Source organism: Bartonella sp. OT172YNZD, from assembly GCF_042193725.1.
GTDB classification, from domain to species: Bacteria; Pseudomonadota; Alphaproteobacteria; order Rhizobiales; family Rhizobiaceae; genus Bartonella; species Bartonella grahamii_A.
In genome coordinates this window covers 1-15,648 of the sequence record NZ_JBHILZ010000013.1, presented here as the reverse complement: position 1 = coordinate 15,648, position 15,648 = coordinate 1, and the positions used below count along the sequence as shown (strand labels likewise).

12 protein-coding genes are annotated in these 15,648 nt (G+C 36.8%); 7 read left to right on the top strand and 5 right to left on the bottom strand.

Annotated features, from left to right (window positions below; genetic code table 11):
• Window positions 1-163: 163 nt before the first annotated feature.
• From ACFIJS_RS06790 to ACFIJS_RS06775, 4 genes are all read left to right on the top strand, one after another.
• On the top strand, window positions 164-433 hold the full coding sequence (locus ACFIJS_RS06790) for a hypothetical protein (protein ID WP_375650813.1): 270 nt from the start codon (window positions 164-166) through the stop codon (window positions 431-433).
• Window positions 434-2,540: 2,107 nt separating this feature from the next.
• Complete coding sequence (locus ACFIJS_RS06785) at window positions 2,541-2,984, top strand: hypothetical protein (RefSeq protein WP_375650812.1); 444 nt, start codon at window positions 2,541-2,543, stop codon at window positions 2,982-2,984.
• 157 nt (window positions 2,985-3,141) lie between these two features.
• Window positions 3,142-3,366, top strand: a complete 225-nt coding sequence (locus tag ACFIJS_RS06780) for a hypothetical protein (protein ID WP_375650810.1) — start codon at window positions 3,142-3,144, stop codon at window positions 3,364-3,366.
• A gap of 1,289 nt (window positions 3,367-4,655) precedes the next feature.
• Window positions 4,656-5,396, top strand: a complete 741-nt coding sequence (locus ACFIJS_RS06775; RefSeq protein WP_375650809.1) for a DUF4167 domain-containing protein — start codon at window positions 4,656-4,658, stop codon at window positions 5,394-5,396.
• Window positions 5,397-6,223: 827 nt separating this feature from the next.
• On the opposite strand, the gene ACFIJS_RS06770 is transcribed toward ACFIJS_RS06775, so the two are convergent.
• The 4 genes from ACFIJS_RS06770 to ACFIJS_RS06755 all read right to left on the bottom strand — a co-directional run bounded on the left by ACFIJS_RS06770 (window position 6,224) and on the right by ACFIJS_RS06755 (window position 9,871).
• Window positions 6,224-6,661, bottom strand: a complete 438-nt coding sequence (locus ACFIJS_RS06770) for a hypothetical protein (RefSeq protein ID WP_375650807.1) — start codon at window positions 6,659-6,661, stop codon at window positions 6,224-6,226.
• A gap of 44 nt (window positions 6,662-6,705) precedes the next feature.
• Window positions 6,706-7,089 (bottom strand): hypothetical protein, encoded by a 384-nt coding sequence (locus ACFIJS_RS06765; RefSeq protein ID WP_375650805.1) that lies wholly within the window; start codon window positions 7,087-7,089, stop codon window positions 6,706-6,708.
• A gap of 951 nt (window positions 7,090-8,040) precedes the next feature.
• Window positions 8,041-9,054, bottom strand: coding sequence for an HWE histidine kinase domain-containing protein (locus ACFIJS_RS06760; protein WP_375650804.1), 1,014 nt, complete (start codon window positions 9,052-9,054; stop codon window positions 8,041-8,043).
• A 22-nt stretch (window positions 9,055-9,076) separates the two neighbouring features.
• Window positions 9,077-9,871, bottom strand: a complete 795-nt coding sequence (locus ACFIJS_RS06755; RefSeq protein WP_015856822.1) for a response regulator — start codon at window positions 9,869-9,871, stop codon at window positions 9,077-9,079.
• Between the two features lie 169 nt (window positions 9,872-10,040).
• Between ACFIJS_RS06755 and ACFIJS_RS06750 the strand changes: the two genes are divergently transcribed.
• The 3 genes from ACFIJS_RS06750 to ACFIJS_RS06740 all read left to right on the top strand — a co-directional run bounded on the left by ACFIJS_RS06750 (window position 10,041) and on the right by ACFIJS_RS06740 (window position 12,454).
• Entirely contained in the window at window positions 10,041-10,244 is a 204-nt protein-coding gene (locus tag ACFIJS_RS06750; RefSeq protein WP_375622530.1) for a NepR family anti-sigma factor, read from the top strand.
• 7 nt (window positions 10,245-10,251) lie between these two features.
• The gene (locus ACFIJS_RS06745; protein ID WP_375622532.1) at window positions 10,252-10,806 is read left to right on the top strand and encodes an RNA polymerase sigma factor; all 555 of its coding nucleotides are present in this window, start codon (window positions 10,252-10,254) and stop codon (window positions 10,804-10,806) included.
• 226 nt (window positions 10,807-11,032) lie between these two features.
• On the top strand, window positions 11,033-12,454 hold the full coding sequence (locus ACFIJS_RS06740) for a sensor histidine kinase (protein ID WP_375622534.1): 1,422 nt from the start codon (window positions 11,033-11,035) through the stop codon (window positions 12,452-12,454).
• Window positions 12,455-13,293: 839 nt separating this feature from the next.
• On the opposite strand, the gene ACFIJS_RS06735 is transcribed toward ACFIJS_RS06740, so the two are convergent.
• On the bottom strand, window positions 13,294-15,279 hold the full coding sequence (locus ACFIJS_RS06735; RefSeq protein ID WP_375650802.1) for a M23 family metallopeptidase: 1,986 nt from the start codon (window positions 15,277-15,279) through the stop codon (window positions 13,294-13,296).
• Between the last annotated feature and the right edge of the window lie 369 nt (window positions 15,280-15,648).

Here is a 15,648-nt window from a genome sequence, read left to right as displayed (position 1 = left end):
TCTGAGGTTGTCTGAGGTTGTCTGAGGTTGTCTGAGGTTGTCTGAGGTTGTCTGAGGTTGTCTGAGGTTGTCTGAGGTTGTCTGAGGAATGCAAGAGCCTTACAACAGAACAAAGATATTCAAATGCTTAATACGCGTTTAGCTTATCAAAAAGGGGGATATAATGGCACTTTTTCCATTTTCTATTGCTGATATTGAGGATCCTGAATGTATTCGTGTGGTTCTTTATGCTAGCGGAAGAATGGGACATGCTCCTTTAAACGCATTGTTGAAGAAAACATATGAAGATATTACAAAAATTTCAAAGCGCATGGATGCTTTAGAAAAAAAATTAAATGTTCTAGATCTTACCAATGTCGAACAGAAAAAAAATACGAAAAAAGAGAATCAAGACAGTATTAATAGTGTTGTGAGTGGTGGAATAACGACATAAAGTAGTTTTGTGAGCGCATCAGACATTAAAATAGAATTATCGTCCGCTGGAAACTTATTTTTTCTTCAATAAACGAGGCGCCAGAAATAGACTACAGCTCTTTTTTTCAGGATTAACAATACATAAACTGCTAGAAATACACAGTAATGTTAGTCAAAACATGAGTGTTGAGCATTCTAGAGGGATTTCTTCTTTGTTAAAAAAGGGAAAATAGAAAAGAGTGATCATAACAATATGCATGGGTTGAAGCTATAGATCAGATAAACCTTATTTATATCTTCGGTGGGGCGTGGATTGCTACCTGTTTGAGATGTAAAAAAAGGTAAAAAATTGATAGAGAGTGTAGTTTTAAAAAGAGAAGCGTTGTTGCAGCAAAGTTGATCATGAGTTGTTGGGGAGATTAGGGTGCATATTGAAATCTAAGAGCCAATTTTTAAAGTCTACAGAAAAAGGAGCTATGCCCAAACAGAAACGCATGGCAAAAGAAGTTTGTAAAAGATAAAAAATCTTGCAATAATTTTAAAAAGCTTTTGGATAAAGCGCTCAATGATTTTAAATTTATAAATAATTTGCTGTTTTTGCGCTTTTTTAAAAGAAAAAAAGTAATTTATCTCAATTTTAATTTGTCAAAAATCCCATAAACAGAAAGTTTTAATTGCTAAAAGGACAAAAGCAGAAAAATGCCTATAAGAAAAAAATGCGTATCATTGTATCTTTTCTTATAAATGAAGAGCAATGCTGTACTGTTGGGGCAGGCTTGAAGGCTAAAGTTTCACTTGTTTTCTTATCAAACGAGCTTGTACAAGCGTTTGTTTATTTGTCTTATCCTTGCTTATGCTGTAAATACTGCCCTTTCAGGTGTGGTGATAGAAGGTAAGCTTCTTTATTAAGAGCTTTTCTGATACAAAAATGTTTTTAAGGGTGTGCCAAATATTTAAGGCAGGGCTTATGTGTTGAGCTTTAAGTTTAAGTAAATCAAATGCGGAAAAGCCAAATAGATTCCGTTACAATTCGAGCTGTTGATAAATCAGATTGGGTGAAGAATCTTCGTTTTTTGAAGTGGTGGATGCAAGTCAAAAAAAACCAGCTTTTACAAGCGTAAAAGAACGGGTTTTATTACAAATTATGTATTTAAACGATGGATGTTTTTTCATGGATTATATTGAAATAAAGCTACAAAGTATTTTGATACGTTTTGATTTTAGAAAGTGCGTTGTTGAAAACAACTTCCATCAATACGAAGGTGTCATTATTTATACCCTTTTTTGATAAGTGTTATAAATATAATTAAAAATCTTGCAATATTATACGATTTATGTATAAGTATTTATTATTGATTTCTTTTGTATTTTATTTAGTTATATCTTTATTCATAAGCCGCGCCATTTAAAGGTGCGGTTTTTTTCTGTTTAATAGCAGCGGCGCTATATATCTATTATTGAGGTGGTTGTGGATATTTTTTTATTATTCTCATCATTGTATTTTGTGATTTTGTTTTGCAGTGAAATCTGTAAATTCTTGTGTGTTTTATCCTAATAGGGAAGATTTAAAATAAAAATGCAGGTATCTGTTTTAATTTCTTTGCGTTGATTATAATGGGGGCGTTGAATAGTTCAAGAATCTTTGTTACTGTTTGACAGAGAATGATATGGGGTGAAGCGTAAAATGGTGGCGCATTTAAAGGGCTATTATCCACATGCCAGCTCCGATTGTAACTTGCAAGCGACATGGTTTTGATCGTTTCGACAGAAAACAAATTTAGGATGAGAGAATCTTATGGCGTGCGGGTCTCTCATTCAATATGCAAAACAATAAAACTCTTTATAAATCAATGTGATGTGTCTTAAAGAAGACGAATTGTTTATAGATCCACATGGATGAAGAATCTTCGTCTTTTAAGGTGGTAAAAGAAAATCACAATCCCTATTTTTTTCATAAAGGGCATGAGAAAAGTGTTTCACAAGAATTTTATACGGTAAAATAAAGAGAGTCTTTTGACATAAGAGTCTTGATCGTTTGCTGCTATAACCTGTATTGTGTACACAGATACTTCTATCATTTTTTGCTGTAAAAAGCTTCTCTTGGGATGTTAAAGGGTACAATCTCTATGGAAAAAAGAATCCGCGCAAGGCAAAAGGCTTATTTCAAAAGATTATATCGCAAGATTGCTTTTGTTTGCGTAATACTTTTTTGTATAGTGGTTTTGTGTTTTGTTGTTGCAAAGGTGGTCAGTTATTTTTCTTCTCATAAAAAAATAACACAGCAAGCACCTGTCGAATTGGTTATTCCTGTTTTTGACCTGCGCGTATATTGCAAGGAAATTTCTGCTTCTGTCATGCCCGATATGAAAAGAGAAGTTTATCAGCATTGTCTTAATTTGGAAAGTGAGGCTTATTTTGCTATTCGTGAAATGTGGGATAAGCTTTCTGATACTGCAAAAAAACAATGTTTGACGTTGGTACGACCTGGGGATGGAAATTATTTTCTCTTACGTGATTGTTTTCTCAATGAGAAAGAAAATAAAAAAGGCAAAATACGCAATTACTTTTAAGTTTTTATATGGAAAGTTAAAAGGATGAGAATTTTGATGAAAAGATAAAAACTTCTTAAATTACTATCTGCCTCGAAAGCAATAGAAACTTGATTTATTTATCTTGTTATATTGCACTTTTTATTTAAGATGTGTGACATACAGCATGGGTGCTCTCTTGAAATGTTTAAGGGGGTGTGGTGAAGTTTCAGGAGGATCTGTTGAGTTTTTTAGGGAAATAATAGGCGTGGAAAATCCATTTCGTAATGGTTCTGGTGAATGGTATAATGGTAAAGCCCCCATGAAGTGTATAAAATTTATAGAGCATGTTCATCTTTATGTTTTAAAAAAGAGTAAGCCGGTGCCATCTCATACTTTACTAGCTCCCAAAGGTGTTTGTTGACAGCTCTTGAGCCTTAGAGACTCTCTTCATAAGAGATGGCATTTTTAGTTTTTTTTAGTGTTTTTACTCCACGCAGGCTTTTTCACGTGTAACATGCAAGAAAAAGAGATTGATTCAATAGCAAACAGATTGAGGATGAAAAACTCTACGGTATTAAGTTTTCTTACTCAACACAAAAAATATAAATTATCATTATAAATCAATTCAGTGTACGAATTTTATAAGGATTTTTATTGTTGACAGACCAGTGTGACTTGAAAACCTTCGTTCTTTGAGGGCGTAAGTCAATAGACATGACAAAAATGAGTAAAAAAGAAACATTCCTTTTATAAACATTTAAGGCTGCTTCATGCGTAAAGCGCTGTGCTGGGGTTACAAATGCGCTTGTTTTATCATTCCAGTTTTCTTTATCAGAAAAGATATGCCCTTCTTATTAATAGGCTTTGAGGAGGGCATTTTTTTTGAGAAGAAGCTAATTTTTAGAAAAGCATGAAATGTTGGTTGTTTTTTTTCATAATTGGATATTTTTTTGTATTTAAATATTTTGTTTTTAAGCTCAATTTGTTATAAATAAAAACAGTGATTAACTTAGAAATTCCATGGATTAAAATAGAAATTGATAGTATCATTGGCGTATTTGGGAAATGAAGATTGATCTCTTGGTGATTATAGGGCTTGAATAATACTTCGTATTAATATATCTATAAAAATCAGGAGGTTTTGTGAAGCGATCGTGGATTATCGCTTGCAAGGGGTTGTTTTAGGGATGAAGAGAGGCTATATATCGTAAATAAAGAGGTTCGCGCAGTGACTCGTTGGGATGGAAGTGCTTGTGAGTTAAATGCACGAGGGGGTAGAGAATATCGGCGTTTTTGGGAGCGGTGGTTTTAGAGCAAAAAAGGGAAGCTTCTTGTATTTTCGGGCAGGGATTTTTTCTTTGTCAGGACTATTGTATGTGTGTTTCCCTTTTTGTTTTCCACAAGATAATTATTTTTTTAGTGAAATATGGTTTATTTTAAAAAAAACACTTGGCATTTTACGTGAACATCATTAGGTTTCTGCTGTTTGACAGAGAAAGAGGGAATTTTTGATTTACGATTTCCCTGCTGTTTTGTGATTTTCAAGAAAATATATGCTTTTATCAATATCAGTAGGGTTCGTTTGAGTGAAATAAACGCGGATAGCTTGATAACCGTATGTTAAAAATGATCAGCATTATCAAAAGGTAATGCAATGAGAAAAAGTCAATTAGGACACACATAAGAAAAATACTCCAAAAAGGGATAAAGATGAGGCCACAACAAAATAGACGGGTACGCGGTCGCAATAATAACAATAATGGTAATAACAATAATAATCGTCGCGGTCCTAATCCGTTGTCTCGTAATTATGAAAGCAGCGGTCCAGATGTTAAAATTCGCGGGAATGCTCAGCAAATTGCCGATAAATACATAAGCCTTGCGCGTGATGCACAAGGTGCGGGTGATCGTGTTATGTCGGAAAATTATTTACAACATGCCGAGCATTATTTGCGTATTATTTTAGCAGCAGCTGGGCAAATGTCTCAATCGGTTCGACGTGATGAAAATCGTGATGAAAACAACGAGCAAGCATGTAGTGAAATAAATCTTGACGATGAAAAAAAGGATGTTGTCGAGGGTGATACAGATCTATTACAGATGCCGTCGCAAAAAAATGGTAATGGCCAATATGCTAAAACGCAAAATGGGGATGCGCGTGAAAATGCTTTAGAGGCTCTATCGGATGAAAAGACGGATCAAGAGCACTGTCGTTCTGAGAAAAATGTTGAACCCGTTAAAAAAACACGTCGTTCTCCCCGTCGACGCACTGTACGGACTCAAGATGAATCATCTCTTGAGCTTTCACTTACAACAGCAGAAAGCTCGATTAATGGAGATGCATCAACAGCAACAAAAGAGGTTTCTTCGTTGCCTGGAGTAGGTGAGGGGATACAGAGAAAAACGCGCCGCCGCCGAGTGGCCAATCTTGAAGCAGAGGACAATGTTTAAATCTTCAGGGATGTTGTGTAAGCGCTTGTTGTGATGTTGTTGGTATCATGATGGTCAATTATCTGTACTCAAGAAGCTTCTTGCGCTTTCTTTGGATTTTCATGGGTAGTATCAGGAACTTAAAGAGGGGTGTCGACAGAAGAGATTGCCTCTTTGCTGGGATTTAAGTGAGGGGATACAGAGAAAACACATCCGTGTCTTTTAAGAGGCTGTTCTTTTATGAAGAACGCAATGTCGTTGTTTTATTTATTCACACTTATATTTAATATTGTTCAATGTATTTATGTCCATTTCACGATGGTGCTCATGAATTCTATCATGTGAAATTCAGCGGTTATCTTTTCTTAATAAAAGATGTAAGGTGAGCGTTATTGCTTTAATTTTCAATGTTGTAAAAGTTTTTCTTTTGATACCAGATCATTCATAAAAGGTATTTTTATTCATCCATTTCCTTGCTGGGATATGTGAGGAAATGATTTTGATTCAGTTCCTCATGAACAGATTTGAAAAGAGAGAATCTTACAGTATTTGAGGTTCTCGTTTGACATGTAAAATAAATTGTCACTATAAATTAATATGTTGAATTTTTGCTCTCAAGAAGATGCCTTTCTTGCACGTTTATTAGCTTTTTCCAAGCGATGTCAGTTTTCTTAAGCATGGGAATGCGTTGACAGAAAGGTTTCTTCTTTTCCGAGATTTAAGTGAGGAGATACAGAGAAAAATCTGCTGTTGTCCAAGTGGTTGCATCTTGAAGTAGAGGACAATGTTTAAATCTTCAGGGATGCTGTGTAGGCGCTTATGGCGAAGTTAGTTTGCTTAATGAGGCATTATTTTCGATATTTTTTCGTTGTTTCAATAGAAAGAACGGCGATTAGTGCACCGGTGTGATAATTGTAAATCATAAATTTTGTTTGTCCCTCAGGGGTTAAAACTTTCAGTACAATATTGTGTTCTGAGAGGCTTTGCGACAAAATCTGTGTTTTTTCCGGTAGAGAGAGCGTATGGTGGATAACGTGTGGTTTTATGTTGGGAGAGGAAGATAGCTCTGTTTGTTTTGGCGCTGATCCGGTTGCTATCACTTTATAAACAATTAAAAACAGTACGGTTAGAATAAGGAAAAGCGTTATTAAAACGGAAATAATCATTAAACCCATAAGTTTTTTTCTTACTCGTTCTACAGCAGGATCTAAAGGGAGATCTTGAGGCAGAGAGTTTGGCTCTGTGTGGTGGTCTTTTGAAGGTTGCATTCGCTTATTATCCATCATGTCTTTCATTGATTATTTTTTTAAGATCTGATGGGTTTATGCTTTTAAAGTTTTTTGTGCAAGTAAAGTTTTTTGTGCAAGAGGTTTGTAGAAGAAGAATGTAAAAGAGGAAGCGATGTTGGTAAAATACCTTCTTTGTGGACTGTAGATATCTTGTTATTTACATTTTGGCTTTTAAGCAGAAAATTTCCACGGTTTGTTACAGACCAAATCAATTTTACTTCTTGTTGATGTAAATTTGCATGTACGTTTATACATTGGGCAAAAATTTGTTGTCCATAAAATGCAAACTTTTTTGTAGATGGTATCATGGCTTGTTCACATGCTTGAGCCGTTGGATAGATTTTAACCATTGTATTGTTCGAATAGCAACTATTAAAATCATCTGTACATGAAACTAATAAGAGGATAAAAACAAGGGGATTCATCAGTTATTTTCCAAATGAGAGGTTGACAGCGCGGACTCCAATTTGTCAGCCTAGGGGCTTCTTTACTGTTAAACGATTTCAAAATTTTTTAGTTCCTCCTTTGAGATGCTTGTTCTATAGTGAATTAATCAAAGTCATTGGCTTGCACGTCATAAAGGGTGTGTGTGAGCTTTGTGTCGGTAAGAAACATTTGAAAAAAGACTGAAATGCTTCCTATGAGCGCTCTTAAGGTCAATGGCTGTTATAACATGTAGGACAGGTATTATGATGCTCAGCTACTACTTTTATGAAGTGAAAAGAGGTATGAAGGTAAAGAAAGATGTAGAGTAAAAAGGGGCGTGCTTGATGGTTCACTTTACGGGGGTTATTATATCTTATTTCCAGACACTGTTTTGAAATGAGCGTGGATGCGCTGGGGGAAATATTAAAAAAGTGCGTGAATGAAAGACACAAGTGTATTCTGTTTTAGGATTTTCTATTGTACCAGAAGAGGATATCTCCATTAAAGAATGCGATAAATAAAAGCATAAAATGTGTAATTTCTATCAATTAATTGTCGTTGTCGTGGATGCTTTAAGCCCGTAAAAGTGATGATGGATGTTAGCTTTACTCCTTAAAATTCATATTCTGCTAAAATGAAATTTTATGTGCATTGCGAAAATTACACAAAAAGAGATAGGTAATAGGCTCGCTTTTATTTGGCATATAAAAGCTGAAACGGTTTGCTTTTCATCGTTTTGGTTTCTGTCTTAAAATATGCGGTTATATGAGGGAGGGAAGCTGATTGACAGCGGGAATGGACTTTATGCGGCTAAGTTCTCATCGTTAAGGTTTTGGGGAACTATAGAGGTTGGTTTAAAGAGGTTGGAAAATATCTTTGTGCTTAAAAAATAGATGAGAAATTTTGCTGAAAAGGGGAGATTTCTCTTGTTTATTGTTTGAAATGCTCTTTTAAGAAAGAATATCAAAATAAGTATCAGGAACAGAGAGGCAATAGACAATTCCTTCTTTTGTCAATTTGAGGGAAGCTGAACCATTCACGGAAATGGGAACGATTTTTTCGAGAACGGCACTACCAAAACAGGCTTTTTTATTGTTTGTGGGAGGGATGCCGGATTCAAAATTTTCATGCCAAGTAATGATAAGTTGCGTTTTTCCATTCAGTTTTGTTTCGATTTCACAACGTACACAGATGCTACCTTTTTCTTGGGAAAGGGCTCCAAAAGAAAGAGAATTGACAATCAGTTCATGAAAAGCCAAACCAATATGCAAAGCAGCATTGGGAAAAAGATAAGGATCTACGCCTTCAAGTGAAAAACGTTCTGTTTCTTTCATAAAATAGCCTAAAGCCTGCGTTTGGACCAATTCGCGAAATTGAGCGCCACGCCAATCAGAATCAGTAATCAGATCTTGAGAATGAGAAAGAGAATGAAGACGACCTTGAAATTTACGTAAGAAAACTTGAAGAGATTCAGTATAGCGGGCGGTTTGGCTGGCAATACTTTGAATGATTGCTAGAAGATTTTTAGAACGGTGACTGACCTCGCGAAGAAGAATTTTAAGCACTTGTTCACGGCGGCGTAAGCCGGAAATATTAACACCGGTGGTGATAATACCGATAATGTCTCCGTTATCATTACGGTGGCAATCAATAGAAAATTTGTACCAAATCTCTTGCTTGTTTGTATCTTCAAAACGTGCTTCAACAGTTTGCATTTTGCCACTCGCTAAAACTTGCAGTTTGATGGTTTCCATATTGTCTGCAAGGTCAAGCGAAAAAAAATCGCTGTCACGACATCCAACTCGCCATTTATTGTGCAAATGGTGCGGCAAGTTTTCAGCCCATAAATAAACCAGATTTGTTGCTTGATAGAGAACACAAATATCAGCACCACGAATCGCTTGCATGAGCGCACTCATATGAGATCTATCCATGGGAGGCTTTGAAAGAGGCGTAACGATCATAATTTTAAGATGTTACTCTGTTCTAAGCCGCTTTAGAAGCATTCTCTTGAAAAAATAAAGCTTGGGAAATAAGCGCTTTCACCATATCAGGGTTAAAAGGTTTGGTCACTAAAAAAGTTGGTTCTGGACGCTCGCCGGTCAGCAGCCTTTCGGGAAAAGCCGTGATGAAAATTACCGGTATACGGTCATTTTTCAAAATCTCGTTGACCGCGTCAATACCTGAACTGTTATCGGCTAATTGAATATCAGCCAAAATCAACCGTGGTTTTTTCTTATGATACATGATGACAGCTTCATCACGCGTGCGCGCTATTCCTACAACATGATGACCTAGGCTTTCTACCATTTGCTCAATATCAAGCGCAATAAGAGGTTCATCTTCAATAATCATTACTTCAGTGGCAATTTGTTGAGAAATATCAATGGATGCTTGGTTGAGAAGCTTGCGAAATTCTTTTGTATCTAGATTCATGATTTCGCTGGCTTCTTGTTCATGAAATCCTTCAACGGCAATGAGCAAAAATGCTTGGCGTGCACGGGGCGTGAGATAGGATAATTTAGCACTGGTTTTTTGTTCAAGACCAAATTGGGGCAGGGGTTCAGGGATGTTCGGTGTGGTTTGGTCAAAAAGATGACAAAAAAGCCAATAGGTACCAATTCTGTCACTGGATGCTTTGGGAAAAATGGAGATATCGGCAATGAGTGCTTCCAACATCGCTGACACATAAGCATCGCCAGAGGATTGGCTACCGGTGACAGAGCGGGCAAAACGCCGAAGATAGGGAAGATGCGGGGCAATGCGCGTTGATAATGACATAATTTATAACTCCTTTGACCTTTCAAGCATTTTGTTGGTTGAAATTCTCAACAGATAAAAAAGTTCCTTGATTTGTATGGAACTTTTTACCGATAGCTATATTTACAACCATAAGGCGAAAAAATTCTTCGCGGTGCTACTGATATTATATGGATTAGGGGGATGAAAAATGAACGACCGTGATGAAAAAAATCTCACCACACAATTTACAGTTGGAGATGATCTTCTTGGGGTCAATAGCGAAATAGCACGGAAGTTACGTCAATTTTACATGGAAATTCAAGAAGAAGCACTGCCACGGTGTTTGCTTGAGCTTTTAGAGAGGTTGGAGCGCGCAGAGCAATTTGGCTTAAACAATGTGGAAAAGGTTTGAATCCTTTATGTCAAAGTGCGCGAAAAACTTTAAACAAGAACTCCTTTTGGTGTTGCCGGCTTTACGAGCTTTTGCTGTTTCTTTAAGTGGCAAGCACGATAAAGCTGAAGATTTGGTCCAAGATACTGTTATGAAGGCATGGGCTAAGCAAGATAGTTTTGAGATGGGAACTAATCTTAAAGCTTGGCTTTTTACCATTTTGCGCAATGAATTTTATAGTCAAATGCGTAAAAAGGGAAGAGAAGTTCAAGATACCGACGGCGTGTTTACTCAAAATGTCGCTGTTCACCCTGCTCAATATGGATCGCTTGATTTGCAAGATTTCAAAAAAGCCTTAAATTTGCTTTCTGCCGATCAAAGAGAAGCCATTATTCTCATTGGCGCATCGGGGTTTTCTTATGAAGATGCTGCAGCTATTTGTGGTTGTGCTGTTGGAACCATTAAAAGCCGTGTGAGCAGGGCGCGTAATCGATTACAAGAACTTCTCAAGGTGGATGGGGAGTCTGATTATGGTCCTGATTCTTATTCAGCTGGAAGTACATTGTGTTCATTTAACGGCTAAAAAAGCATAATAATTATGATGGATAGCCTTGTTTTTTTTATTCCCGTTATAGCTATTACAGTAAAGTCAGTATCTGAGGAAATTATAGAGTGTTTGGCGTGTATTCTTAGGAACACAAGAAAAGCCTGGATAAAACTTTCTCACGGGCTTTGGGCTTTATGTTCCCTAAGGTTGCCTTCCTTTGTGCTGAAAAATGACGACTTTCAAGTTCGCCAATGGACATTCTATGACAACAAAAACAAATTTGATGCCTCAAATGCCTTCTTCTGATGCAACGATATCACGCTGGCGGTGGGTAGCGATTGTTGTTTCTCTTGTTATGGCTCTTTTGGCATCGGTTTTTATTATGTTGCTTTCAAATGCCGTTGATAGAGAAGTCGCACAGTTGAATACAAGTTCAGAATTACGCGAACAGGCTGATTTGGTTCTTATTAGCTTGATTGATATGGCTGTTGCTGATCGCAGTTATGCAAAAACGCGCAAGGCGGAAGATAAAATACGTTTTGAAAATGCAGAGCGCGAGTTGGGGGATATTCTCGATTATATCGCACTTATTGTTTATGCGCATCCGCAATGGTATGAATGGTTTACGGCTTTTAAAAAAGAGGTTGAGGCACGAAAAGCACTTATGAATGCCCATATGCATGCTCTTGATGCGATTCCTGAACAACCTTCTCATGCTGCCTCTTTTGAAGTATCAAAGATTCCTGTGGCACGTTTAGCTCAATTAATGACAAGCTTTATTAATGGGGATGATGTGGTACGACAAAAACAGCGTGAGGGTATCGCATTGATGCGGGCTGCTTTGACATTGGCGGCTATTGTTTCCGTTGTAAGTACTTTTATTTCTGCCTATTTTGTTATTAATCGTTTTCATCGTGATGTACGCTCTTTAAAATTGTATCAATTGCTGCTTCATAGCGAAAATATTGCTCTGGAAGCCCGCGTGAAAGAACGAACACAAGAATTAGAAAGGGCGCGCAATCACGCTGAAAAAGAACGCCAACGGGTTGAAATATTGTTGCAGGATGCAAGCCATCGCATTGGCAATTCTCTTGGGACGGTGTCTTCTTTGCTAGGGCTCCAGTTAAACCGGAGTAAAAATGAAGAGGTACGTTCTGTTCTAGGGGCTGCACGTGATCGTATTCAGACAATTTCTACAGCACATCGTCGTTTGCGCTTAAGTGATGATATGGAAACGACTTTTTTGGCAGAGTTTCTCAGTTCTGTTGTGCATGATGTCGAATTGGCAGTCCCTTTTGAATTGCGTGAAAACATCACCATTCACACAAACTTTAAAGATTGTCGCCTCTCTTCAAGAGATGCGACAACACTTGGAATTATCCTTGGTGAACTGCTGACAAATTCTTTAAAACATGCCTTTCCTGATCAACGTACGGGACATATTTATATCTCCTTTGGCCCCCAGAAAGATGGACAATTGATGCTCATTGTAGAAGATGATGGCGTGGGAATGAAAAGTCAAACTTTAGAACAAAAAACAGGACTTGGTCGTGTGGTCGTCGAACAGCTATGTATGCAATTTGGTGAAAAACCTCTGTTTGAAACTTCTGCTTTAGGAGGCACAAAGATTGTCATTCCTTTGCCAAAACTCAGCATGAATAGTTCAAAAAAAAGCTCTGACTGATTTTTACAAGGGATAAACTCTTTGCTCTCTGCTTGTTCGTTTTAATAAAAATGAGAATAAAATATGACTTAGATAACGCGAACACAGCACCATTTATATCAGATTGTCAATTGTCTTCAAGGGAAGCAACTTTGCTTCTTCATCTTTTGGTCTCTTTGTTTTTCGTTTTGTTGACTCCGATTATCGGCTTTTAAAATTCTCCTTTTTTTGTATGTTTTATAGCTTTAAATTGCTTAATTTAAAATTTAAATTTATTTTGAATAAGAGCTCCTTTAAGCCAATAATACTTATATTAGTAAGCTCTATTTCTTTGCGAAGAGATTGTTTTTTCAAGTTTTGTTATTTTTGTAAGGCATGTAAAATTTTAAATATGTGGTGTTTTTGTAAAAGTGTGTAACGAATATTCTTAAGGATAATTTGCTCATAAAGTTCATGAAGCACTGTCCTTTAGAGCTATGAACAGCATAAGCATTCAACAGGTGCAATTTATTCAACAAGAAATCGGGTTATTTATAGAATGATATGGGTTTTAGAATCTTCGTTCTTTAGGAAAACTCACTTTTGATTAAGATTTTATTGCATGGAAAATAATGGGATTTTATCGTTTTGATCAAATAAACAAGAAGAGTTAGCCTTTTTAGGTTTCATATTTTGCACTTTTCTATTGTGCGTAAACCTGAAAAGGGAGGGCGTTTTATTTTTAATCATTGTTATGCAACCTTGGGTGGGGGCACATTTCGGCGTATTCTTTACAGATATTTAAATCTCTTTGAAAAAATAAGCGCTAAAACATATTTTTTAGATGTTTTGAGTCGTAAAAATGCAGATGCATTCATGCTTTAAGTTTCTTCGGAGGGTGCTATTGGGGTGTTTATCAAGGAATCAATATTGTTTTTTTCTTGTAGGAATGTTTGTAGGTCTTGATTGGTTAAGGCTTTGCTATCCGGTATACGGATGCGCATGGGATTAACTTTGACGCCATTGACAATGATTTCAAAATGACAATGGGGACCGGTTGCCATTCCTGTTGTTCCAACATACCCAATGATTTGTCCTTGTCGTACTTTCACGCCTGGTTTGATGTCTGGTGCATAACGGCTTTGGTGTGAATAACTGCTGACATATCCATTGGCATGTTGAATTTCCGTGTGATTTCCATAGCCGCCTGTTACGCCTACTCTTGTAACAATACCATCTCCTACAGCAATAATAGGTGATCCTTTAGGAGCAACCCAATCAACCCCCGTATGCATGCGAACATAGCCTAAAATAGGATGTTTGCGTGGACCAAAGGGGGAGCCAAAAATCCCATTTGGGGTAGGTTTTCGCAGCAAGAAAGGCTTTGAACTCTTCCCTTCAGAATCATAATAATCAACGCTTCCATCTTTTAATTGATAACGGTAATATTTATAAGTTGTATTTCCAAAAGTTGCGCTAATATAACGAATTTCTGGATCAGTGTTTTTGGATGCTTCCTTTGCTTTCAAGTTCTTTTTGCTGTTTTGGTTTTCTTTATCGCTTTGTGGTACGGTATAAAATATTTCGATTTGATCATTGGGGGTTATCGGACTTTTCATGTCAATATTGGTGGCAAGCAGACGAATAAGACGATGAGAGAGAGATTGTGATATATTATGGCTTAGCAACGCACTATAGAGTGCATCATAAGCTGTTGGTAATTGCGTGCTATTGATATAAGCATGCGGAATACCATTTTGAAAAGCCGTTTTAAGAGCTTTAGACATTTTAGGCTCTGTGCTTTCAATGAATTGGCCTTTATCATTCAGCGCAATGGTGAGAACATGATACATCCCTTGATAGATACTTGCGCGTACGAGATGGTCTTCTTCACCAGCTTGTGTCACGATACCGATGCGTAAAAGACTCCCCTCTTTAAGGGTATCGGAAAGGCTAATTTTTTCTAGCGTTGTTACAACCTGTTCAATTTGCTTTTTTGTATAATTGGTTTTTTTGAAAGCATCGGCTATCTTTTGTTTTTTACGAATAGGAATGATATCTTCAACATAATTTTTTGTCAGATCAATACGGTGACTTTGAGGAGAAACGGTTACATTTTCTTGAACAATGCGAACTTCAGGGGATTCTGTGTCTTGGGAATCAGAGGATACACCTTCTAATTTTAAAGGATCAATCAATGTGAGAACTGAAAGAAGTTCGGTACTTTTTTCTAAAGTAAATCCAGCTTTTTGCACTTCTTGTTGTGCCTCTTCATCTGTCAGCGTATCGTTGTCGTCAAAATCGAATTGATTTACCTTAAAATCATAGCTGCGTAAGGTGATTTTTGTTTCAACCTTTGCTCCATAAATATGTCCAGAATCTTGTGGTTCGGCGCTTTGATTTTTCGAATCACTGGCAAGAATGCTTAAAGAATCAAATTTTGGATAGCTATATTTCTGGGGACGATTTTCGGCTAAAGCCATACGAATCCATTCAAAATGTTGTGTTTTAATGACTTTTTCATCGCCTTTTTTTTGCAGAATCGATAGTTCAAATTGACGTTTGCTGTCAAAGCTTTGCCGTGCATGGGTGGGAGAAATACGATCACCTTTATATCCATTGGCCTCAGGTTTTTGTGCGTGTGAGAGATTTTCTTTTGTAAACCATTGTGGAGGGGTTACCAATCGCTGTTGTTCATCAAGAGCCGTAAAAAGTGCAATACCCATAAGAATGCAGGAAGTGATTCCTGTCAGAACGGTTCCCGTAAGCCAACGGGCCGAGACTTGTCGGCGCGCAGGACGCAAGCGTTTAACGACAAGAGCAGGGTCTTGTCCGGGATCGTTTTTTTGTTGTTCGTTATCCCACATAGATTTTAAGAGTACTTTTCAATATTAAATAAAGAAAGCTAGCATAGCTTAGCGTGTTTCTACAAGAATTTGATTCTTTTTACAAATTACAGATCATGCGAATTCCTCTTTATACAGCAATGTCTTTATAAATCGCACCTGAAAAATTTCCTTATTAAAGTAACATAAAACAAGCGTTATTGTGATTAACCCATTCCTAGGCACTTCCTATTTTTATGTATTGCAATGGGGGGCTATATTTTACTTTAAAAGCGCTATGCTTCCTTTAACTCTTTCTGTTTTCATGTTTTATTTTTTAATTTATTTTAATATATTGAAATACAACTATTTGTTTGGGATATTTTATTTTTGCAAAAAAGTAAAAAATGA